Annotated in this window: 13 protein-coding genes and 1 pseudogene; 4 read left to right on the top strand and 10 right to left on the bottom strand. The window is 73.2% G+C overall.

Annotated features, from left to right (window positions below):
* Position 1 precedes the first annotated feature (1 nt).
* Positions 2–538, top strand: coding sequence for an SRPBCC family protein (locus tag ABEB03_RS23020; protein ID WP_345652430.1), 537 nt, complete (start codon positions 2–4; stop codon positions 536–538).
* 35 nt (positions 539–573) lie between these two features.
* Here the strand turns inward: ABEB03_RS23020 and ABEB03_RS23015 are convergent, their stop codons facing one another.
* The 5 genes from ABEB03_RS23015 to ABEB03_RS22995 form a co-directional block, all read right to left on the bottom strand.
* Positions 574–3,402: an NHLP bacteriocin export ABC transporter permease/ATPase subunit gene (locus ABEB03_RS23015; protein WP_345652427.1), complete on the bottom strand. Its 2,829-nt coding sequence runs from the start codon at positions 3,400–3,402 to the stop codon at positions 574–576.
* A gap of 1 nt (position 3,403) precedes the next feature.
* The gene (locus ABEB03_RS23010; RefSeq protein WP_425589283.1) at positions 3,404–5,641 is read right to left on the bottom strand and encodes an NHLP family bacteriocin export ABC transporter peptidase/permease/ATPase subunit; all 2,238 of its coding nucleotides are present in this window, start codon (positions 5,639–5,641) and stop codon (positions 3,404–3,406) included.
* Positions 5,638–6,447: an HlyD family efflux transporter periplasmic adaptor subunit gene (locus ABEB03_RS23005; protein ID WP_345652424.1), complete on the bottom strand. Its 810-nt coding sequence runs from the start codon at positions 6,445–6,447 to the stop codon at positions 5,638–5,640. The genes ABEB03_RS23010 and ABEB03_RS23005 overlap by 4 nt, the downstream gene beginning before the upstream one ends.
* A 90-nt stretch (positions 6,448–6,537) precedes the next feature.
* Positions 6,538–6,753: a type A2 lantipeptide gene (locus ABEB03_RS23000; protein WP_345652421.1), complete on the bottom strand. Its 216-nt coding sequence runs from the start codon at positions 6,751–6,753 to the stop codon at positions 6,538–6,540.
* A 712-nt stretch (positions 6,754–7,465) separates the two neighbouring features.
* The gene (locus ABEB03_RS22995; RefSeq protein WP_028798595.1) at positions 7,466–7,879 is read right to left on the bottom strand and encodes a PaaI family thioesterase; all 414 of its coding nucleotides are present in this window, start codon (positions 7,877–7,879) and stop codon (positions 7,466–7,468) included.
* Positions 7,880–8,074: 195 nt separating this feature from the next.
* Between ABEB03_RS22995 and ABEB03_RS22990 the strand changes: the two genes are divergently transcribed.
* On the top strand, positions 8,075–9,469 hold the full coding sequence (locus ABEB03_RS22990) for a S1 family peptidase (RefSeq protein ID WP_345652413.1): 1,395 nt from the start codon (positions 8,075–8,077) through the stop codon (positions 9,467–9,469).
* Between the two features lie 234 nt (positions 9,470–9,703).
* Here ABEB03_RS22990 and ABEB03_RS22985 read toward each other — a convergent pair whose 3' ends face one another.
* Positions 9,704–11,857 (bottom strand): SpoIIE family protein phosphatase, encoded by a 2,154-nt coding sequence (locus tag ABEB03_RS22985; RefSeq protein WP_345652721.1) that lies wholly within the window; start codon positions 11,855–11,857, stop codon positions 9,704–9,706.
* Positions 11,858–12,132: 275 nt separating this feature from the next.
* Here ABEB03_RS22985 and ABEB03_RS22980 point away from each other — a divergent pair, with 275 nt between their 5' ends.
* Positions 12,133–12,741, top strand: coding sequence for a response regulator transcription factor (locus ABEB03_RS22980; RefSeq protein ID WP_345652410.1), 609 nt, complete (start codon positions 12,133–12,135; stop codon positions 12,739–12,741).
* A 228-nt stretch (positions 12,742–12,969) separates the two neighbouring features.
* On the opposite strand, the pseudogene ABEB03_RS22975 reads toward ABEB03_RS22980, so the two are convergent.
* From ABEB03_RS22975 to lanKC, 4 genes and pseudogenes are all read right to left on the bottom strand, one after another.
* Positions 12,970–14,217 (bottom strand): annotated as a pseudogene (locus ABEB03_RS22975) (ATP-binding cassette domain-containing protein); the annotation flags it as partial.
* Positions 14,218–14,594: 377 nt separating this feature from the next.
* Positions 14,595–16,367 carry an ABC transporter ATP-binding protein gene (locus tag ABEB03_RS22970; RefSeq protein WP_345652407.1) on the bottom strand — a complete coding sequence of 591 codons (1,773 nt, stop codon included), beginning with the start codon at positions 16,365–16,367 and terminating at the stop codon, positions 14,595–14,597.
* 100 nt (positions 16,368–16,467) lie between these two features.
* Positions 16,468–16,584 (bottom strand): SapB/AmfS family lanthipeptide, encoded by a 117-nt coding sequence (locus ABEB03_RS22965; RefSeq protein WP_010988897.1) that lies wholly within the window; start codon positions 16,582–16,584, stop codon positions 16,468–16,470.
* Between the two features lie 73 nt (positions 16,585–16,657).
* Positions 16,658–19,426 (bottom strand): class III lanthionine synthetase LanKC, encoded by a 2,769-nt coding sequence (gene lanKC, locus ABEB03_RS22960; RefSeq protein ID WP_345652394.1) that lies wholly within the window; start codon positions 19,424–19,426, stop codon positions 16,658–16,660.
* Between the two features lie 198 nt (positions 19,427–19,624).
* Here lanKC and ABEB03_RS22955 point away from each other — a divergent pair, with 198 nt between their 5' ends.
* Positions 19,625–22,069 (top strand): SpoIIE family protein phosphatase, encoded by a 2,445-nt coding sequence (locus ABEB03_RS22955; protein WP_345652391.1) that lies wholly within the window; start codon positions 19,625–19,627, stop codon positions 22,067–22,069.
* Positions 22,070–22,124 lie beyond the last annotated feature (55 nt).

Here is a 22,124-nt window from a genome sequence, read left to right as displayed (position 1 = left end):
CATGTCCGCCGAACGCACCGACCTCACCGGCACCTACCTCACCCTGGACGACGGGCGCCCCGCCGTCCGCTTCAGCCGGACCTACGACCACCCCGTCGACCGGGTCTGGCAGTTCGTGACCGACCCCGACGAACTGGCCCGGTGGTTCCCCTCCCGTGCCGAGTTCGAGCTGCGGCCGGGCGGCACCGTCACCTTCAGCGGCGACCCCAACATGGCGGACTCGCAGGGACGCGTCCTCGCCGTCGACCCGCCCCGGCACCTCTCCTTCGCCTGGGGCGGCGACGAACTGCACTTCGATCTCGAAGCCCTGGACGACAAGCGCACCCGCTTCACGCTCACCGACGTCCTCGCAGCCGCGGACACCGCCGCGCGCAACGGCGCCGGCTGGGAGGTGTGTCTCGCCGCCCTCGACACGAAGGCCCGCGGCGAACACCCCGAGGGCCCGCACGCCGGGGCCGGAGCACCCTGGAAGGAGTTCTACCGCGGCTACCTCGAGGCCGGGGTCCCCTCCGGCGCGCCCGTTCCGGGGCTCGACTGAACCGGCGGGCCGCCGCAGCCGCGTCCGTCCCCGGCCTACTGCATCTGCCGTCGCACCAGTTCGTGCAGCCGCCCGCCGGTGTCCGCCAGCAACTGCGCGGGCGGGCCCTGCTGGGCGACCCGGCCGTCCTCCATCACGATGACGCGGTCGGCGTCCATCACGGTCGACAGACGGTGCGCGATCACGACACGGGTGGCCTGCAGAGCACGTGTGCTCTCGATGACCGTGCGCTGCGTCTCGTTGTCGAGAGCGCTCGTCGCCTCGTCGAAGAAGAGGATCCTGGGCCGCCGGATCAACGCCTGGGCGATCATCAGCCGTTGGCGCTGACCGCCGGAGATCGCACCGCCGCCGGAGACGATCGTGTGCAGCCCCATGGGCATCCGCTTGATGTCCTCGGCCAGACCCGCCATCTCGGCCGCCGCCATCGCCTCCTCGGGCGTGTACGGCTCGGTGCCGCAGATGCAGTCCAGGATCGACCCGGTGAACGGCTGCGCGTGCTGGAGCACGACACCGCACTGACGGCGCACGGCCGACTGGTCGAGAGCCGCCAGGTCCTGCCCGTCGTACAGGACGCTGCCCGAGACCGGCCTGTCGAAGCCGATGAGCAGGCGCAGCAGCGTGGACTTGCCACAGCCGCTCGGGCCGACGATCGCCACGAACTCGCCCGGGCGGATCTCGAAGGACACGTCGTCGAGGACCAGCGGACCGTCGTCGGCGTAGCGGAAGGAGAGCCGCCGCGCCTCCAGGCCCCCGGACAGGACGCCCGGGCGTGTGTTCGCCGCGCGCACTTCCGGTGCCGCTTCGAGCACCGGCTTGATCTCCTCGAACATCGGCAGCGCGGCAGCCGCCGAGACGAACGCGCCGGTGATCTGGGTGACCGAGGTCAGCAGCATCGTCACCGACGTGCTGAAGGTGAGGAAGTCCGCCGCCGACAGCGAGCCGCGGGCCGGGCCGGCGAGCAGCATGAACATCAGCAGAGTGCACAGCGGCAGATAGACCGCGCCCATCACCGTGTTCAGGTTCTTGATGCGGCCCACCTTCTGCTGGAGCTCGCGGCTGCGCGCGAACTCGCCCGCCCAGGCGGCGTACGCGTAGTTCTCCGCCGCCGCGACGCGCAGCTTGGGCAGCCCCCGCAGGGTCTGGAACGCCTGGTTGTTGAGCTTGTTGCCGAGCACGACCAGGCGGCGCTGCCAGCGCACCTGCCACAGTCCGAGGCCCAGGAACCCGGCCGCGATGACGACCAGCATGGCGATCGCCGCCAGCGCCATGGGAACGCTGTACCAGAGCAGCAGCCCCAGATTCATCGCGCCGACCGTGCCCGCCTGCATGAGCGTCGGGCCGACACCCGCGAGCAGGCGGCGGATGCCGCTGATCCCCATGGCGGCGCTGGCGAGTTCACCGGTCGACCGGGACGTGAAGAACTTCGTCGGCAGGCGCAGCAGCCGGTCCCACACCGCCGGTTGGAGCGTCGCCTCGATCCGCCCCTCAAGCCGCAGGATCGTGAGGTTCTGCAGCAGCATGAACGCCGCCGACACGACGCTGGTGAGCATCAGGGCCAGACACACCTGCACGATGAGGTCGTGCTGTGCCTTCGGCACGTACTCGCCGAGCACCTTGCCGGTCGCGATAGGCACCAGGGCACCGATCGCGACGGTCACCAGGCCGCTGACCGCGAGCCCGCGCAGATCCCCGCCGGTCCCGCGGAGACAGAACCGCAACAGCCCGAACGGGCTCGGCGTCCGCTCCGGCAGCGGCCGGTAGAACATCACCGCCCGCGGCTCGAACTCCGCCGCGTTGGCCTTCTCGACCGGGGTCTCCCGCCCGGAGGACGGCTGCACGGCCACATAGCCGCCGCGCCGCCACAGCAGGGCGACCGGCGCGCCGGACACGGCCCGGTGGCCCACCAGCGGGCCGATGTTGTCGCGCCACCAGCGCCCGTGCAGGCGCACCGCACGCGTGCGGATCCGCGAGGCGAGCGCGATCCGCTCGACCGGGTCGAGCCGGTCGCTCTCGGTGCCGCTCTGCGCGGGCTCCGCGAGGTCGATGCCCGCGGTGCGGGCTACCAGCTTGCACGCCGCGTACGTGGCGTCCGCGTCGGCGGCGGTCGGACGCTTCGCCGACGACTTGCCGATGGAGGCCAGCAGGGTCCGGTCCGCCTGGGCACGGACCGCCTCACCGGCCTTGATGCCGGCCGCCGTACGGTCCTCGTGGCTGGCCTCCAGCTGCTCGATCCAGCGGTCGAGCGTGGCCAGCAGCCGGTACTGCTGGTCGACCATGCCCTGCCACACGCCGGGGTCCATCAGCAGATCGGCCGCGGCCTCGGCGCCGTACAGCGAGCCGTACTGGACGCTGCCGGGCGGCACCTGCATCCAGAAGACGTCCTCGTCCGTGAGCGCGGCGGCGTTCTCCGTGGCCATCGGGGCCTGGAAGAGAATGGACAGACTGCGGCCGACACCCAGGGCGAGGGCGTACTCCAGCGGGCTGGAGGTCGGAGGCACGTACTGCGGGTTGCCGTACTCGTCGTAGGACCAGGTCTCCGTGTTGACGGGCTGGTACAGCTCGCGCAGCACGATCCGGTGCACCACGCAGTCGCGCAACGGCCGCCCGACGAGCGTGTGCTGGGGACCCGCGACCGGGCCGAGCAGCAGCGAGCCCGCTTCGAGCCGGCCCAGATGGTGCCAGTGACCCTGCTGCACCGCGTCGACCGCGAACAGGTCCATGGCGCCCGCGGCGACCAGCCACAGCACCTGCGGACCCTCCAGGTCCAGCCGGTTGAGACCGGAGCAGTCGACCGGCGTGCCCATGCCGCCGAGTGCCCCGAGGACGAGGTCCCCCTCGTGGACGCCCTCGTGAACCGTGGTCATCTCATCGCTCCTTGACCAGCTCGGCGTACGGGCCGCCTGCCGTCACCAGGGCGTCGTGCCGCCCGCGTTCCACGATCGTGCCGTGCTGGAGGACCACGATCTCGTCACTGTCGCGCACGGTGCTCAGCCGGTGCGCGATCACCACACAGGCGCAGCCGCGCTTGCGCAGGTTGTCGATGACGAGCTGCTCGGTCTCCGCGTCGAGGGCGCTGGTCACCTCGTCGAGCACGAGGATGCTGGGCCTGCGCACCAGCGCCCGCGCGATCTCCAGACGCTGGCGCTGGCCACCGGAGAAGTTGTGCCCGTCCTGCTCGACCCGGCTGTGGATGCCGCCCGGCCGGCGCGTCACGACGTCGTACAGCGCCGCGTCCTGAAGGGCGGACACCACCGCGTCGTCCGGGATCGACGGGTCCCACAGCGCGATGTTGTCGCGCACGGTGCCCTCGAAGAGGAAGACGTCCTGGTCGACGAAGGAGACGGAGGCGGCGAGTGCGCCGCGCGGGATGTCCTCCAGCAACTGCCCGTCGATGCGGATCGTGCCCTCCCAGGGGGCGTACAGGCCCGAGATCAGCCGGGAGACCGTCGACTTGCCGCTCCCGGAGCCGCCGACCAGCGCGACCTGCTGGCCCGGCCCCACCGTCAGCGAGAATCCGCTGAGCAGCGGCTTGTCGAGCGGGCTGTAGCCGAACGTGATGTTCTCCAGTTCGACATGGCCGTGCAGCCGGCGGGTGGACTCGCCGGTGCCGGGGCGTGCGTAGAGCGGGTCGGCCTGGAAGTTCTCCACGTCCTTGAGCCGGGCGACGTCGGCCGCGAAGTCCTGGATGCGGCCCGCGACACCGTTGAGCCGCGTGATCGGCGCCGTGAACCGGGTCACCAGGGCCTGGAAGGCGACGAGCAGGCCGACGGAGATGTGTCCCTCGACGGCGCGCAGCCCGCCGATCCACAGGATCAGCGCGGAGTTCAGCGTCGCGAGCGTCGGCGCGACCACACCCAGCCACGCGCTCGGCACACCGAGACGCTGCTGCTCCTCCAGCGTGGTGGCGTGCTGCCCGGCCCACTTGCGGAAGTAGCCGTCCTCGCCGCCGGTCGCCTTCATCGTCTCGATGAGCTGGAGCCCGGTGTAGGCCGTGTTGGTCAGCCGCGCGGTGTCGGCGCGCAGCTTCGCGGTACGCGTCGCCCGCATCCGGACCACCACGCGCATCGCCACCACGTTGAGCAGCGCGACACCGATCCCGACGGCCGTGAGCTGCGGGTCGTACGTGTAGAGCAGCACCGCGTAGAGCACGACCACGATCGCGTCCACGCCGGCCGCGGCGAGGTCACGGGCCAGCGTCTCGGACACCGCGTCGTTCGACTGGAGCCGCTGCACCAGGTCGGCCGGACTGCGCTGGGAGAAGAAGGTGACGGGCAGCCGCAGCAGGTGCCGCAGGAATCGGGCGCTGCTCAGCGTGGAGGAGATGATGCGCCCGCGCAGCAGATTCGCCTGCTGCAGCCAGGTCAGCACCACCGTGAGCAGTACCGAGGCGCCCATCGACGCGAACAGCACGCCCAGCAGCGAGGTCTGGCCGCCGATCAGATACGTGTCGATGTAGGTCCGGCTGAGCGCGGGCAGCGCCGCGCCGACCGCCACCAGCAGGAGGCTGGCCAGCACGGCCGCCGGCATCGTGCCCGAGGTGCCCCGCAGCCGGGCCGGCATGGCGCCCAGCACCCCGGGCCTGCGCCCGCCCCTGCGGAAGTCGGGCCCCGGCTCCATGACCAGGACGACACCGGTGAAGCTGGTGTCGAAGTCCTCCATGGGGACGAAACGCCGTCCCTTGCCGGGGTCGTTGATGTGCACGCCGCGCCGGCCGAAGCGTCGCCCCATGCCGTCGAACACGACGTAGTGGTTGAACTCCCAGAACAGGATCGCCGGCGCCTTCACCTCGGCGAGGGCGACCGTGTCCATCTGCATGCCCTTGGCCGTGAGGCCGTAACTACGGGCCGCCTTGAGGAGGTTGCTGGCGCGCGAGCCGTCCCGCGAGACACCGCACGCGATGCGCAGTTCTTCGAGCGGGATGTGCCGGCCGTAGTGGCCGAGCACCATGGCGAGGGAGGCCGCACCGCACTCCACGGCCTCCATCTGGAGCACGGTGGGGGTGCGCACCGTCCTGCGCCGCCCCTTGGGGACCGGCCGCTTGGGCGCGGGCGCGCGGCGTCTGCCCCGCACCGGCGGGGGGAGCGTGTCCTGGGGAGCGGTCACGGCAGGAGCCAATCGACGGGTCGCTGATCGGCCATGCGGATCGAACCCGTGGCCAGGGTCATGGAGGTGAGCGCGTACGGCGGTCCGTCCGCCGAGGACCACTTCAGGCCGCTCTTCGTGGCGGACGAACGGTCGAGGCGCACCAGGACGGCCACCGGGCGGCCCTTCTTGGTGAACTGCTCGCCGAGCTGGCTGTCGCCGAGGTAGGCGGCGATCTGCTGCCGGGTCTGCACCGTCCGGCCGACGGACTTCACATGGCCGCGCAGCACTCCGTACTGCTGGGTCGGCACCGACTGGACGCTGAGGTCGACGGCGGCGTCCGCGGGAATGGTGGCGGCGTTCTCGGCGGGGACGTAGACCGTCGCGTAGAGCGGGTCGTCCGCGTGGGCGACCTTCTCGACGGCCGCGACGTTCGCGCCGGTCGAGATGATGGCGCCGATGGTGGCGACGAGCGCGGTGATCCGGCCCGCGGCGACGGTACGGACGACGGCCGTCTCGCCCTGGGCGGTCCGCACCTTCAGCACGGGGGCGTTCGCGGGGAGCCGTTCGCCCTCCTTGGCGAGGACCGCGGTGACCTGGCCGGCGACGGGGCTCTGCAGCACGTAACTGCCCTGCCCGTGCGTGAGGACGGCCGGTGCGCCGACCGTGGAGGTGACGGTGCCCGTGACGGCCCAGACCGAGGCCGCCGCCATGGCGACGAGGGTCACGGAAAGGACGAGCCAGCCCTGCGGGCGGGCGAAGCGCACCGGAAGGTCGAGCTCCTCCGGCGACTGCAGCTTGGCGAGGGCCTGTTGGCGGAACTGCACGGGACTTCCCTCACCTGTTCGAGAGGTTCACGGCATCCGAGAGTCCCGGAACCGGGAAGCGGTTCCGGGACTCAACGGTGTGAAACGGGATCAGAGACCCGCGACCAGGCCGGTGACCGGGGCGGTGTTCAGGCCGGTCACGCCCTCGACGGTGCCGACGGCCGTGCCCACGAGGCCGGAGACCGGGGCAACGCCGTCGACCAGGCCGGTCACGGTGCCGACAGCGTTCAGCGCCAGGCCGCCGGAGACGTTGTCGAGGTCGGCGTCCGAGATCTCGGCGGTCTCAACACGGGGGGTGGAGTTCATGATGGAACTTCCCTTCGTATGGATATTTCATAAGGGGGGAGCGGCCCCCTCTGGGGACAGATGACGGCCGCCGCCGCGGGGCTGCGACACCCGTTTCCAGGTGTGTGGTGCGACCTCCGCGGTGCAACGGATCAAAGCACGGTCGCGGGGCACGCTTCCAATCAACCAGGGCTCTCACCTGGGAACTTGAGTGCGCGACAGCTTGAACCGTGCAGGTGTGCGCACGTCTTTGCGGCGACTTCTTCACATGCTGCGCGGCATCCATTCGCGCACGCGCTTGCCGTCCGCGGACCGAATGGGACAGTCCCGCCGCAATGGCGCGGAGGGGGGCGCGCGGCTGTGCAGATCCCTCGCACGCGGTGACTTGGTTGCGTAATGGATGTGCAGATTCGCTGAAGCCAGGATTCCGCTCGTGCTCGAAGACGATCCGTTACTGATCGGTAGCGGAACGTGTCAGCGGGTTCGCGGACGCGTTCGGCCGGGCGAACGGGCGTGTGTCGCGCGGCCTCGCGACGGGTTGCCGCGCGGGCCTCTGCCGGGTGCCACGCGGCCCTGAGAGGGCGGACGGGGGCGGCTCTGTGAAGGGGGCCGTGCGGCCGGCTCTGCGAGAGAGAACGGCGAGCGGGACCTATTGAGGGGCCCATGGCTCTGCAAGGGCGGCCGGGCAGCCCCGTGACGGAGTGTCGGACGGGGGCTCCCGGCCGCCGGCGTGTCAGCCCAGCAGCGCGTACACCGTGCTCGCGCGCGCGGCGACCTCCCCGGACCCCTCCGCGGCCATCGTGATGTCGGCGAAGGCCATACGGCGGCCGAGCTTGGTGAGGACCGCCTCGACCAGGACGTCGGCGTCCGTCACCGCCCGCTGGAAGCTCGTGGACTGCTGCACCGTCGTCATCGGGACGAACGCGCCGCGTGCCGCCGACACCGCGATCACGGTCGCCGTGTCGGCGGCGGCCATCAGCGCCTGCCCCGACAGGGAACCGCCCTCCCGGGACAGTCGTGCGGACCACGGCAGCCGCAGGACGGCGCGGCGGTCGCCCAGCTCCGCCACGGACAGGCCCAGATCCAGGACCCAGGGGGCGAAGTTGTCGTCGAGGATCTTGTCGGCTTCGGCAAGGTTCAGCGTCATACGGGGCATTGTTCCCCGACTCGCTGGCCGAAGTGGCCCTTTGCCTGGCATTCCGCGCCTTCGAGTCGCCTGGATCCTGCCATTTGCAAAGGCAGTTGAACGCCACCGGTGGCACACGCGTATCAACCACCATCCAGGCGCCCCCAAGTCAGCTGCCGGACGGCGGCATCGACCCCGTCCCCAGGAGGTCAAGAGTTGAGTCACAAACGGATACCCAAGCGCAAGGCCGCCATCGCGGCGGGAAGCGTGGCGGCGCTCGGAGCTGCGGCCCTTCTGCTGCCCAACGCCAACGCGTCCCAGTCGAACGGGGACGACGCCACCCCGAAGACGTTCAAGGCGGGGGACGTCGCGGACGTCGCCTCCCAGCTCGCCTCGCAGCTGGGCCAGTCCTTCGCGGGCTCCTACTACGACGCGGGCAAGCAGCAGCTCATCATCAACGTCGTCGGTAACGACAGCAACGTCGTCAACCGGATCGAGAAGGCCGGCGCGGTCGCGAACGAGGTGCAGAACAGCACCGCCGAACTGAAGGCCGCCGCCAGAACGCTCAAGGCCGACGCGACGATCCCCGGCACCGCGTGGGCCGTCGACCCGAAGACCAACGAGATCCGCGTCACCGCCGACTCGACCGTCACGGGCGGCAAGTGGGACACCCTGGAGTCGACCGTCAAGGGTCTCGGCTCCGGCGTCGCCACCATCAAGAAGTCCGCGGGCACCTTCAAGACGTTCGTCGACGGCGGCGACGCCATCTTCGGCGGCGGTGCGCGCTGCTCCCTGGGCTTCAACGTCACCGCGGGCGACGGCAGCCCGGCCTTCCTGACCGCGGGCCACTGCGGTGTGGCCGCGGCCCAGTGGTCGGACTCCCAGGACGGTGCGCCGATCGCCACAGTGGACCAGGCCACGTTCCCGGGCGACGGCGACTTCGCCCTCGTCAAGTACGACGACCCCAACACGCAGGCCAACAGTGTGGTCAACGTCGGCAACGGCCAGTCCGTCGAGATCACCCAGGCCGCGGACGCCACCGTCGGGCAGCAGGTCCTCCGGATGGGCAGCACGACCGGTCTCAACGACGGCAGCGTCACGGGGCTGGACGCCACCGTGAACTACCCGGAGGGCACGGTCACCGGCCTCATCCAGACCGACGTCTGCGCCGAACCGGGCGACAGCGGCGGCTCCCTGTTCACCCAGGACGGCAGCGCGATCGGTCTGACCTCGGGCGGCAGCGGCGACTGCACCAGCGGCGGCGAGACCTTCTTCCAGCCGGTCACGACCGCGCTCCAGGCGGTCGGCGCCACCCTCGGCGCCGGCGGCGCCGGAGCGGGCGACGCGGGTGCGGGCGATGCCGGGGCCGGTGACGCGGGTGCGGGCGATGCCGGGGCCGGTGACGCCGGAGCGGGCGACGCGGGTGCCGGCGCGGTGGACCCGAGCGCGGGCGCCGGCGATCAGGCGGGTGCCGGTGACGAGGCCGGCGGCGCGGCCGACCAGATGGGCGGCGGCGAGCAGGCCGGTGCGGGTGACCACGCCGGCGGGGCCGCCGACCAGAGCGGCACCGGCATGGACGACGGCTCGGGTCTGGTGAGCTCGCAGCCCTGACCCGGACGCCGAGCACCCCCGACGGCTGGGGAACACGGGAAGCCCTGGCGGTTGAAGGTCGTGGAACACACGCGCCACCGACCGTCCGGGGACACGGGAACCCCTGACCGTCCGGGACACGGGAACCACTGACCGGCCGGGAACAGCCGTCCCGGCCGGCGGTGACAGCGGTCCGGCCCTCCGGCGGGAGGGCCGGACCGCTGCGTGTGCGGTCACCCCGCGGGGCCTGCCGCCTCAGTCGTGGGCCCGTGCCCGCAACAGGAGCAGCGCCACGTCGTCGAGTCGCTCCCGGGACTCCGTCCCGCCGTGCCCCACGAGGCTGTCCGCGAGCGCGTCGAGCGGCAGGTCACCGATCTCGCCGAGCCGCCGGCCCAGGTCGGCGAGGGAGTCCTCGATGTCGACGCCGGGCGACTCGATCAGTCCGTCGGTGTAGAGCGTGAGCAGCGAGCCGGGTGCGAGGGGGACCTCCGTCGTCGGGTACCTGGCGTCGGCGTCGATCCCGAGCAGGGGCCCGCCGGCCAGGTCCAGCACCCGGACATTCCCGTCCGGCCGCCGCAGCAGGGGCGGCGGATGACCCGCGCGCGCCATGACGGCCACCTCGTGAGCGGGGTCGAGGCTCAGGTAGAGACAGCTGGCGAAGAGGTCGACGCCCAGGTCGATCAGCAGCCGGTTGGTGCTGCGCATCACCTCCTCCGGCGGCTGGCCCACCGTCGTGTACGCGCGCACGGCCGTACGGATCTGCCCCATCAGGCCCGCCGCGGTCACGTTGTGCCCCTGGACGTCACCGATCACCGCCGCGGCCCGCCCCTGGGAGGGCACCAGGTCGTAGAAGTCCCCGCCGATGTCCATGCCCCGGGCCGCCGGGAGGTAGCGGGCCGCCGCGTCGATCGAGGGCAGCACGGGCAGGGAGTGCGGCAGCAGCGCCTCCTGCAGACCATGGGCCAACTGGTGCTTGGCGTCGTACAGCAGCGCACGCTCCAGCGCCTGCGCGACGAGACCGCCCAGACTGGTCAGGACGGCGCGCTCGTCCGCGGGGAAGGGGTGCGGCTGCGCGTACGCCAGGACACAGGTGCCCACCGGCCGACCCGAGGCCACCAGCGGCAGGTACGCCCACGCGGCCATGCCGTCGGGCGACCTGCTCCGGGCCGGGTAGAGGCGCTCCAGCTGCGCCCGCGAGCCGAAGAACGCGGGAGCCCCGGTCTTCAGCGCCTGCGTTCCCGGCGTCGGGGCGGTGAGCGGCACCCCGTCGAGATGGTCCACGACCTGCGGGTCCGGGTATCCCCGGTGCCCGAGCACATGCAGCCGCCCGGCCCGTGCGGCGAGGACGACCAGCGCCTGGCTGCCGACCGCGGGCGCGATCTCGTCCGCGACCAGCTGCACCACGTCCTGCACGCCCGCCGCCTGGGTGAGCGCGCTCGCCAGGCTCAGCACGTGGGAGATGGTCACCAGGCGTGGCGTGCCGTCGCCGGGCTGCGGTCCCGCCCGGGTCATCTCGGACACCGCGCGGGCCCGCGAGATCCGCACGCTCAGACCGGTCGTGCTCGGATACAGCCGGAACGACAGCCATTCGCCCGGAGGTCGCAGCGCCACGAACGAGGTCACGTGCTGGCTGAGCAGCGCGGCACGGTAACGGTCCTCGTACACGGGGTCGTTGAGCCACGGCACGGACGCCCACAGCTGGGTGCCCAGCAGCCGGCCGACCGGCAGGCCGAGCAGCTCCGCCGTCGCCGGGTTGGCGTAGCTGACCCGTCCGTGCAGGTCGAGCGCGCACAGCCCGTACGGCAGCCGGGCCACCATGCGGGTCGCCTCCAGCGTGCCGAGGGTGCCGGCCGTGGTTCCCGCGGACGGTGTCAGCAGGTCCGGTTCGGGGGGCACCGGCCGGCGTTCCTCGGCGGCGCGCTCCAGGCGCAGCGCGAGCCGGTCGCAGGCGGCGGTGAGCTGGACGCGCTCACGGTCGGACAGGTCCGGCGGATGCGAGCCGGGCCAGGTCACGAAGACCGCGCCGTACGCCGTGTGCTCGGTCACCACCGGCATCGCCGCGAGCGCGAAGGGATAGGGAAGCACCACGGCGATCCGGGGATAGCGGCGGGCCATCTCCTCCTCGCCGCTCACCCAGATCAGCCGCCGGTTGCGCACGGCCTCGGCCACCGGGATCGGCGCGCTCAGCCCCACCCGCTCCCACGGTGCCGCGAACGCCCGGGGCAGCCCCGCCATCACGGCCATCTCCAGTACCGGCTCGTGGTCCGCGAGCAGGTACACCGCTCCGGAGTGCGCGTGGACGTCGTCCAGCATCGAGGTCAGCGTCAGCGACAGCAGCGGGCGTCCGACCGGCGCCGGCCGGCTCGCCGGTGCCTGCTTGGCCCCCTGCCAGTCGGACACGCCGACCACCTCCTCGCGGGGCCGCACGACTGCTCAGGGCACAAGGCTCCCTCCTGGGGCCGTATCGCGCACGGCGAGCGTGCCCGGCGGGCCGGCGCGGCACTACCCACGACGGCCACGGCCATGCCTCCTGCTTCGAAGCAGAGGCGGCGCGTGGGTGCTCCCCATGCGCCCCCGCGCACCCTCTTGGCCGGTTCTCCGCGCCCATGAACGGTCGCGAACGCCAACAATGGGCACGCGCTCAGGACGACAATGCCGTCGATCGGTCACCTGGAGGAGCCGACGTGATCCGGGTACTACTCGTGCACGACGCGTGTCTGGTGCGGCAGGTACTCGCGGAATGGCTGCGCCGAACGCCCGACCTCGGGGTGTACGACACCCCGTGGCGCAGCGCGCCCGGCCACGTCCGCTCGCTCGGGCCGGACGTCTGCGCCGCCGATCTGGACTGCGCCGACACGTACGGCATACCGCCGCTCGCCGAACTGTGCGGGCGGGGAGCGGGGGCCGCGGCGCCGCGGCTTCTCGTGCTTGCCCGTGCGAACAGGCCCGGCCTGCTCAGGCGGGCCGCCGAGGCGGGCGCCCTCGGCTATGTCGACAAGGAGGGATCTCCGGAGCGGCTGGTGTCGGGGATACGCCGCGTCGCCGAGGGGGAACGTTTCGTCGACGACTCACTGGGCTTCGGGTTCCTCAAGGCGGCCCAGATGCCGCTGACCCGGCGCGAGCTGAGCGTGCTCTCCCTCGCCGCCGCCGGAGCCTCCATCGCCGAGATCGCGGGAAGCCTCCATCTGTCCCACGGGACCGTGCGCAACTACATGGCGGCGATCACGCGCAAGACCGGGGCCCGCAACCGCATCGACGCCATCAGGATCTCGCGGGGCGAGGGATGGCTGTGAGCCCGCGGGCCCGCCGCCGATCAGGTCGCGGTAGAGCGACGAGCGATCCAGCAGGTCCTCGTGAACCCCGAGGTCCACGCACCGTCCGTCCATGACCAGCACGCGCCCGGCGCGACGGGCCGAGCCGGCACGGTGGGCGACGACCACGAGCGTGCCGCCTGGACGCGCGGCGAAGGCACGCTCCGCGCGTTCCTCCGCCGACGGATCGAGGTGGCAGGTCGCCTCGTCGAGCAGCGCGAGCGGTGCGTACGAGAGATACGCCCTGGTCAGCGCGATCAGTTGGCGTTCGCCCGCGGACAGGGCGGCCGGGTCGACCTCGGCCGACGGGCCGCCCAGCCGGTCCAGCAGCTCGTCCAGCCCGACCGTCCGGGCCGCCGCCCGCAGCTCCGCCTCAGGTACCGGGTCCGGCCGCAGGTACCCCAGGTTCTCGGCCAGTGTGCCCGTGAAGACGTACGCCTCCTGGGGGATGAGGACGCGTCGCCCGGCGGCCGCCTCGCCCGGCACCGGGTGCCCGTGCACCCGGATCTCGCCGCGCACCGGCTCCAGGAGCCCCGCGACGAGGCCGGCGAGTGTCGACTTACCGATTCCGCTGGGACCCACGACGGCCAGATGTGTTCCGTGGGGGAGTCGCAGATCGAGGTTCTCGATGACGGGGTCGCTGCCGGGACCGTACGCGAAGGTGACCCCGGCGAGGTGGAGGGCGGCGGCCCCGTTGGTGTCCTCCGGCGCGGACCCGGCGCGACTCCTGTCCTTTCGCGCGGGCTCGGCGCGGCCTGTGTCCTTTCGCGCGGGCTCGGCGCGGCTCGGGTGCCGCCGCGCGGGCCCGGCGGGTTCGGCGGGGTCCGGTCGGGGCCGGCGGGGCCGCGGGAGCGCCGCCGGTGCGGACGGGGTGGCCGGTGGTGCCGGGGCGGCCGGACCCTCGGGCTGCGCCGACACGGCCGGCGGGGCCAGGCGCTGGAGGACGACGACCAGGCGGGAACCGCTGGTGCCCAGGCCGTGGACCAGATTCTGCAGTGCCGGGAGCAGTGACTGGGCGACGTAGGAGAGGGCGCCGACGAGCGCGCCCGTGGTGACACCGTGCGCCAGCAGCCACGGGGCGGTGACGAGCAGCAGGACGAGGGGGAGCTGCCCGCCGACGGTCAGGGACGCCACGCGCAGCACGCCCCAGCGGGCCAGCGAACGGGCCGCCCGCGTCTCGGAGTCGACGCGCGCACCCAGCTCGGCGCCCACCCGGTCCTCCGCGCCTGCCGCCGTGACGTCCCGCAGCCCCGCGCACACGACGCCCAGCCGGGAGGCGAGCTCCTCGTCCGCGAGGAGGAACGTCCGCTGCCGGCGCGCCAGCGGACGCAGCGTCACCACGAACAGGGCCACTCCGGCCGCCAGCGGAGGAGCGACGACCAGCAGGAGCAACGGGTCGAGCGAGCACAGCCCGACCAGCGCCCCCGCGGACGTGAACAGGAACGAGCGCGAGACCATCACCAGACCGGCGAAGGTGTCCCGGGCGATCTCCACCTGCTGGGTCAGCCCCGACAGCGCCGCGCCGTCCCCGTCCCGCACGCCCCGCCCCACGACGTTCCGTACGAGCCCGTCCCGGAGGGGTTCGACGAGCGCGGCGACGGCCCGGTACACCCGGCTCGTGCCGTACGCCCCGGCCAGTACGGCGAGTGCGGCGAGCGCGAGCCAGCCGAGCCCGACGTCCGAACGCCCCACCAGGAAACCGTCGTCCAGGGCCCGCGCGGGCGCGTACCCCATGAGGAAGGTCTGGCCGGTCTCCACCACCGACCAGGCGGCCAGCCGCACGACCACGGGCCACCGGGCGCCCAGGAACCGCAGTCCGCGCCGGTAGTGGTGGGTCACGGCCGCTCCTCCACGTCCCGTGCCGCCGCCGTTCGGCGCACGCCGTCGTCCCGCTGCCGTCCGGCGGCGAACAGGTCGCGGTATCCGGCCAGTCGCCACAGCCGTTCGTGCGGCCCGCACGCGCGGACCCGGCCACCGTCCAGCCACACCACCGCGTCGGCCCGCGCGGCCGTGGACACCCGGTGCGCGACGATCAGCCTGCTGCTCCCGGGAGCGGGCCGGAACAGGGCCTCGGCGATGTGGTGCTCGGTGACCGTGTCGAGGCTCGACAGGGCGTCGTCGAGGATCATCAGGCGGGCGTCCTGGGCGAACGCCCTGGCCAGGCCGAGGCGTTGGGCCTCGCCGCCGGAGAGCGGGGCATCGGCGCACGGCGTGGCGTACCCCTCGGGCAGCCGGCGCACGAAATTGTCCGCGCGGGCCGTGCGGGCCGCCGCCACCACCCGGTCCCGGGACGGCGCGGTGAGGGCGAGGCCGATCGTGTCCGCGACGGTGTCACCGAGCAGGGCGGGGCGTTCGAAGGCGTGGCCGACCGCTCCGCGCAGCTCGTCCCGGGTCAGTTCGCGCAGGGGCACCCCGTCGAGCAGGACCTCGCCGTCGTCCGGATCGGCCAGCCGGCCCGCCAGCGCCGCGAGCAGCGACTTGCCGGACCCGGACCGACCGACCACGGCCAGCGTGGACCCGCCGGGGACGACCAGGTCGATCCGGTCGAGCACGACACGCCCGGCACGCCGGACGCTCACCCCCCGAAGCTCCAACCTGCCTTCTCCTGGAGGCAGTTCACCGCCTCCGTACGGGATCGGCGGCTCCTCCAGCAGCTCACCGAGCCGCCGCGCGGCCGCGCGCGCACGGACCAGCCCGGACAACTGCCCGACCAGCACGCCCACTCCGGTGGCGAGCACCGCGTACCGGGACGCGGCGAGGACGTCACCGACCGACAGCCGATGGCGTACGAGCAGGACACCGGCGACGGCCAGCACCCCGATCTGCAGGAGCGGGGCGACGGCGACCGCCTGTGCGGCGGCGCGCCCCTGGACCTGCCACATCCGGCGGCCCTCCCGGGCGAGTTCGGGCAGCGGGCGCAGGATCCGGTCCGTCTCCCGGCCGGCGGTCCCGCCGGCGGCGATCGTACGGAACCCGCCGAGCGCCTCGGCCAGGCCCGTCGCGATCCGGCCCTGGGCCTCCTGGTAACGCGCCACACAGCGCGACGCGTCGCGGGCGAAGGCGCGCAGGAGCAGCGTGAGCAGCGGGGCTCCCGCGAGGAACACCGCGGCGAGCAGGGGATCGACGAGCCAGAGCGCCACGACGGCACCGAGGGGGGCGGCCAGTGCGGCCAGCAGCGCGGCGGCGGTGGCGGGCGCCGTCCCGGCGTGGGCGGCGTTGCCGACCAGGCGTGCCACGAGGTCACCCGTACCGAACCGGCCCGCGGCCCGTGGTCCGACGGCCAGCACGTGCCCTGCGAGCAGTTTGCGCAGCCATGCGGTGCCGCGGGCGTTCGTGGTCGCCGAGAGGACCGTCTCGACGGCGTCGAGCACGGCGAGCAGCAGGACGAGGGCGGCACACGCGAGTACCCACGGGGTGGGTCGGCCGCCGCCGGGTCCGGCGAGCAGGAGATCGACGGCCCGGCCCAGCGCGGCCGGCAGCAGCAGGCTCGCGGCCGCGGCGGCCGTGGTCGTGAGGAAGAGGACCGTGCAGCGGGCTCGGCTCTGCCGGACCGTCGCGCGCGGCAGCCGGGCCGGGGGAGTCGTGCGGATGTCGTCCGGAGTGGTCACGCGGCGGAGCCCCTCGCATTCCCGGCGCGGCGAAGGACCCCGGACGGGCCCTCCCCGCAGAGGGGAGAGCGCCGCCCGGGGCCGTGCCCGCGCAGTGACGTCAGAGACAGAGCAGCACGCTCGCGGCGGAGACGCAGGAGAGCAGGCTCACCGTGCTCGCGCCGCCGCCGCCCGTGTGCTCGTCGGACTCCATCGTCTGCAGGTCGAGAAGTGCCATCTCGTGTCCTTTCCCTTGGTCGGGGACGGGGTGTCGGGCCACGGCTCCGCCACGTCGCGCAGCCGTGTGTGGTTCACGACTCCGTCGTGTCGCGGAGCCGCGTGCGGGGGCCGCCGTCGAGCGGCGGCAGGAACGGCAGTCCGGAGGGGACCTCGTCGCCCAGGGCCGCGCCCAGTGCGAGCAGGCACCCTGCCGTTCCGGTGCCCAGGTCCATGGAGAGCCGCATCATCTGGTGTCCGGGGAAGGCCAGCCGGTCTCGGTACGCCATCGCGAACCAGCCGAGCCCGGCCACCTGTTCGGCGAGCCGCTCGGGGCGGGCTCCCGGAACGCCGGTGCGGCTGAGGTGCAGGATCATCCCGGCGCGGCCCTGGAAGAGACCCGGCTGCGCGTAGAACCGCGAGGTCGCGGTGGTCAGGACGGCGGCGCGCGCCCGCTCGAACTCCGGCGGCGCGCCGCCGGGCGCGAGCGTCGCGTAGTCGTCGAGGACCATCCCCAATCCGGCGCTGCCGTCCCCGAGATAGGGGAGCGTGCGCCAGCCCTCGTCGACCTCCAGGCCGCCGCCCTTCTGGACGACACAGCAGTCCAGGTCGAGCCGCAGCGCAGCGGCGGCCGCATCGAGGAGCCCGGGGTCGCCGGTGGCCTCGTAGCGCCGCAACAGGAACAGCGCGGGGCCGCTCGCGCCGCGCAGCAGTCCGGCGCGCCGACGGGGAGCGTCGGGCCGTGCCTCGGCGAGCCGTCCGACGAGCAGGTCCGCGGCCGTGGCGGCGTGCCGTTCCAGCTCCGGTTCGCCGGCCGTGCGGGCCAGACGGCCGAGGACCAGGCCGAGTCCGGCGAGTCCGCCGTGCAGGCCGGACGACAGGTTCTGCCACCGCTCCGCGAGGATCCGCTCGACCAGGTCGAGCGCGCGCCGCCGGTGGCCGAGCTCATCGAGGACGTACGCGACGCCCGCGAGCCCGTCGTACAGGCCGAGTGGTGTGCCGACCGGCGGGGGATCGGTGTGGTCGAGCAGCCAGCGCTCGCCCGCCTCGTAGCGGCCTGCCCCTGTCACGGCCAGCGCGTACAGCACGCCCGCGGCCCCGTGCGCGAGCCCCAGCCCGCCGCCGTCGGAGAACTGTGCGATGTCCCCGGGGAAGAGCCGGTCGTCGCGCTCCGGAGTGGCCGACGCCAGGATCGCCGCGGCCATCGAGTCACGGCTGCGGGGCCAGTCGCCGGGGTCGGGAAGCGAGGAGACCGGTCCCCGGAGGGAAGCCGCGGACGGAGGCGCGCCCGCCCCTCGCTCCCCGGGGACCGGCGTGGACAGGCCGGCGTGGTCACCGCCGCTCCCCGCGCCCGGCGCGCGCCGGCCACGATCGTCGTCCGTCGTCCCGGAGACGGCCTCCGCGGGGACCCGACGGCCGCGACCGTCGCCCGTGATCTCGCGGACGGCCTCGGCCAGGAACTCCTCGGGCACGTCCGGGAACTGCCCGGCGATCACCTCCGCCAGATGGGCGGCCTTGTGACGGTCGACCACGAAGAGCGTGGTGACCGGCATGAACAGCGCGAGCCGCAGGCACGCCAGCGCGTACCGGTCGACGGCGGCGCCCGTCCGGTCCGGCGGCGCGAAGAAGCCCGGGTGCGCGACCACCTGACGGCCGTTCTCCTCGACGGGCGCCGCGGCCTCGAAGTCCAGCAGGCACACGGACTCCTCGTCGGGCGCGACCATGATGTTGAAGACGTGCAGGTCGTTGAAGACGATCCCGCGCCCGTGCACCGCCTCGACGGCCTCCTCGACGGCACGGTGGATGCGCAGCGCCCACGCGGTGTACGAGGCGACGGCCGTCGGATCGGGTTCCGGGGTGAGCAGCGGGTGCCGCTCGGCGAAGTACGCGTTGAGGGGGCGCCCCTCGACGAAGTCCATGACGAGGAAGCGGTGGTCGCCCAGCGTGAACCAGTCCCGTACCTCCGGCACCACGCCCAGCCCGGACACCCGCTCCAGCGCGTACTTCTCCCGCTCCAGGCGGGCGATCGCGTCGGCGCCGTCCGAGGCGAGCCCGGCGTGCGGCCGGCCCTCCTTCAGGACGACCCTGCGCCCGTCACGGGTGTCCGTGCCGGCGTACACCCCGCCGCCGTTGGAGAAGTGCAGTGCCTTCTCGATGCGGTACGGCAGTTCGCCGACGGTCGTCGTGTTCCGGGCCGCCAGCTGCGGCTCCAGGAAGGCGGGCAGGGTCACCCACTCCGGTACCTGGAACGAGGGCTGCCGCCGGTCCGGCACGAGCCGTCCCCCGCCGTCGCGCACGGCCGGGACGAGCGTGCCGCGCTCGTCGACGACGAAGGAGCGCGCGAAGGCGCCGTACCGCACGTAGAGCGGCCCCTCGTTCCAGCGCAGATCGGTCAGGACGTACGGCCCCTCGAAGCCCTCCAGCAGGTCGCCGAGTTCGCGCAGCACCCGGTGGAGCTGCTCGTCGTCCGCCGGATAGACCGTCACGAACTTCCCGCTCGTGTCGCGGGCGGCGTACTTGGCGTTGCGCAGATGCAGCAGATGCGGACCCGGCACGAACTTGAAGGGGATCAGCCGGGGCACGCAGTAGTCCCACACGATCCGGGCGATCTTCTCCGCGTTGTCCCGGGTGGCCGAGACGTGGACCTTCCAGCCCTGGGCCGGCCCCGGCAGCGGAACGCCGTCCCGGTCGACGGGCGTCAGCGTCAGCCAGTCGCCGATCCGCGCCGCGCGCCAGCCCTCCGGCACCTCGCGCAGCGCCGTCCGGTAGGCGGGAGGAGCGCTCCCGACACCGCCGGCCATCCGGTCCGGAGTCTCATAGAAGTGTCTGTCGGCCAGCGCGTAGACCTCGTACCGCTTGTCCATGCCATGTCCCCCTCGGCCGTGTGTCACCGAGCCTTCCAGCCGTCCGGGGGCACCGACAGTCACGCCTGTCACCAGATCACCGTGCGGAACGCACGCGTCAAGATCTGTTCGACTGCGTTCGGACATCCGGGTTCCCGTGCAGGCCCGACAGGTCCGGAACGGTCACAGGGGCTGCGCGAGCGCTCCGGAAGCGCTGTAATGACGGACGTGGTCAGTGAGGGCGCTACGGGACGCAGAACGCGAACGCCGCGTGCCGAACTTGCCCTCAAGACGCTCGCCGCCGACCTGGACCCGCGGGAGCGGCTGCGCCGCGTCCTCGAACAGGCGCTCGTCTTCACCCCCGCGACCTTCGTCGCCGTCTACGCGCCAGGGCCGGGCGGTGACGAACTGCACCTCGCCGAGTCCGCCGGAGTGCCCAGAACGCTGTACGGGCTGCGCGACCGCTATCCCCTGTCCGGCGGATCCCCGGCCGCCGAGGCACTGCGCTCGGGGCGGCCCCGTCTCCTCGGGCCCGGGGAACTCGCCCGCTGCGCCGACGCCCCGCGGCTGTCGTCCCAGGACGTCTCGCTCGCCGCGCACCCCCTGCGGGGCGGCGGCTGTCTGATCGCCGTCACCGAGGACCAGGACGGCTTCGGCGGCGAGGACCGCGACTGCCTGGGCCTGGTCGCGGACGCCGCCGTCTGTCCGCCGCCCGCCGAGGCCGAGGGCGCCGAGGAACTGCAGGCCAGCCAGTTCAGCCTCTCCATGGACACCGGGCACGTCGAGGTCGACGACGACGTACTGCACCTGTTCGGACTGGACCCCGCCGACTTCGACGGCAAGGTCGAGACACTCCTGTCGATGACCGTGCCCGAGGACCTGCCCTCACTGATGTCCACGGTGGAGGCGGACCACATGTCCATCGGCGACCGGGAGCTGGAGTTCCGCATCCTCCAGCCCTCCGGCGGGCACAAGTGGCTCCGGATGCGCGCACGGCTCCTGCCCGCGGCCGAGGGCGGCTCCGCCCGCCTCGTCGGCACCGTCTCCGACGCCTCGAAACTGCGGGCCGGCGTCAACGACGTGACGCGCGTCCAGCGGCTCGCCGCCGCCCTGGCGACCGCCGGCACCGTCCGGGACGTCGGCAAGGCCGTGGTCGCGGCCCTGCGCAAACCCCTCCAGGCCGACCGGATCGCCCTCGCGGAGCTGGAGGGCGACCGCCTAGTCGTCACCGTCCTGGACCCGCCCGAGCCCGAGTACTGGCCCGAGCTGTGGCGAACCGAATGGCGCACGGAGTGGCCCGACGCCCCGGTCCGCGCGATGCCGACGCTCGCGACCGCCCTCAACGAGGGCCGGCCCGCCGTCTGGCCCGCCGGGGCACCCCTGGAACCCGCGCTCGCCGAGGTCGGACCCGGCGGCCTCGCCGTGCTGCCGCTCCCCGCGGGCGGCCGCATGGCCGGAGCCTGCCTCATCGGCTGGGACACCCCGCACGAGTTCAGCCCCGAGGAGCGCGCCCTGCTCACCGCGTCCGCGGGCCTCGCCGGCCAGGCCCTGGTGCGCGCCCACGCCTTCGACGCCGAGCACGAACTGATCGGCATGCTCCAGCGCACCCTGCTCCCGCGTCGTCTGCCACGGCTTCCGGGCGCGGTCGCCGTCGCCCGCTACCTGCCGACCACGGCGGGCCTGGAGGTGGGCGGCGACTGGTACGACGTGATCCCGCTGCCCGACAACCACGTCGCCCTGGTCATCGGCGACGTCCAGGGGCACAACGCGTCCGCCGCGACCCTGATGGGCCAGATGCGCACGGCCCTGCGCGCCTACGCCGTCGAGGGCCATCCCCCCGACGTGGTGGTCTCGCACGCCAACCGGCTCCTGATGGACCTGGAGACCGACCTCTTCGCCACCTGCTGCTACGTCGACGTCGACATGGAGGAGGGCTCCGCCTGGTACGTCCGCGCCGGGCACCTCCCGCCGGTGCTGCGTCACCCGGACGGCAGCACCGAGGTCCCCGAATCGGAGACCGGGCCCCCGCTGGGCGTCGTCGCGCAGGCCGACTTCCCGATGAGCCCGCTGCGCTTCCAGCCCGGCACGATCGTCGCGCTGACCACCGACGGGCTCGTGGAGTCCGTCGAGATCGACATCGAGGACGGCCTCGACCGACTGGCCAGGGGCCTCGCGGCGTCCGACCCCGGCCACCTCGGGCTCGTCGCCGACGGACTGCTGGCCCACGCCAACCGCAGCGACGACGTCGCCCTGCTCCTGATGCGCTACGACGGCATGGCCCGGCGCCCGCTCCGCGAGAGCTGGACCATCTGGCGCGTCCCCGAAGCCGTCCGGCACGCCCGGCGCTTCACCAAGCGGACGCTGCGGTCGTGGGGCGTCGACGACGAGGTCGACGCCGTGCTCCTCGTCGTCTCCGAACTCGTCACCAACGCGCTCGTCCACACCGGCGGTCAGGTCAGACTCGACCTCACCCTCATCAACCACCGGCTGCGGATCGCCGTCGCCGACAACTCGCCGCGTACCCCGATCAAGCCCACCAGCATCGGCTGGGAGGCCACCGGAGGCCGCGGCATCCTCCTGGTCGAGGCGATGTCGGCGGCGTGGGGGACGGTGCCGGTGAGCGGCGGCAAGCAGGTGTGGAGCGAGATCCTGCTCGGCGAGTGACGGGCGCGGAGGGAGTGCGCCTGTCTGTGGGCGGGTGGCCCGCGGACGGTGTGCG

The sequence above is a fragment of the Streptomyces siamensis genome (assembly GCF_039543605.1).
In the GTDB taxonomy this organism is placed as follows: Bacteria; Actinomycetota; Actinomycetes; order Streptomycetales; family Streptomycetaceae; genus Streptomyces; species Streptomyces siamensis.
This window is presented reverse-complemented; position numbering and strand designations above follow the sequence as displayed.

Coding starts and splice junctions, on each gene's coding strand:
- ABEB03_RS23015 (WP_345652427.1), bottom strand. CDS start 3,402: ATGACCACGGTTCACGAGGGCGTCCACGAGGGGGACCTCGTCCTCGGG.
- ABEB03_RS23000 (WP_345652421.1), bottom strand. CDS start 6,753: ATGAACTCCACCCCCCGTGTTGAGACCGCCGAGATCTCGGACGCCGAC.
- lanKC (WP_345652394.1), bottom strand. CDS start 19,426: ATGGACAAGCGGTACGAGGTCTACGCGCTGGCCGACAGACACTTCTAT.
- ABEB03_RS22965 (WP_010988897.1), bottom strand. CDS start 16,584: ATGGCACTTCTCGACCTGCAGACGATGGAGTCCGACGAGCACACGGGC.
- ABEB03_RS23020 (WP_345652430.1), top strand. CDS start 2: ATGTCCGCCGAACGCACCGACCTCACCGGCACCTACCTCACCCTGGAC.
- ABEB03_RS22995 (WP_028798595.1), bottom strand. CDS start 7,879: ATGACGCTGAACCTTGCCGAAGCCGACAAGATCCTCGACGACAACTTC.
- ABEB03_RS22955 (WP_345652391.1), top strand. CDS start 19,625: ATGACGGACGTGGTCAGTGAGGGCGCTACGGGACGCAGAACGCGAACG.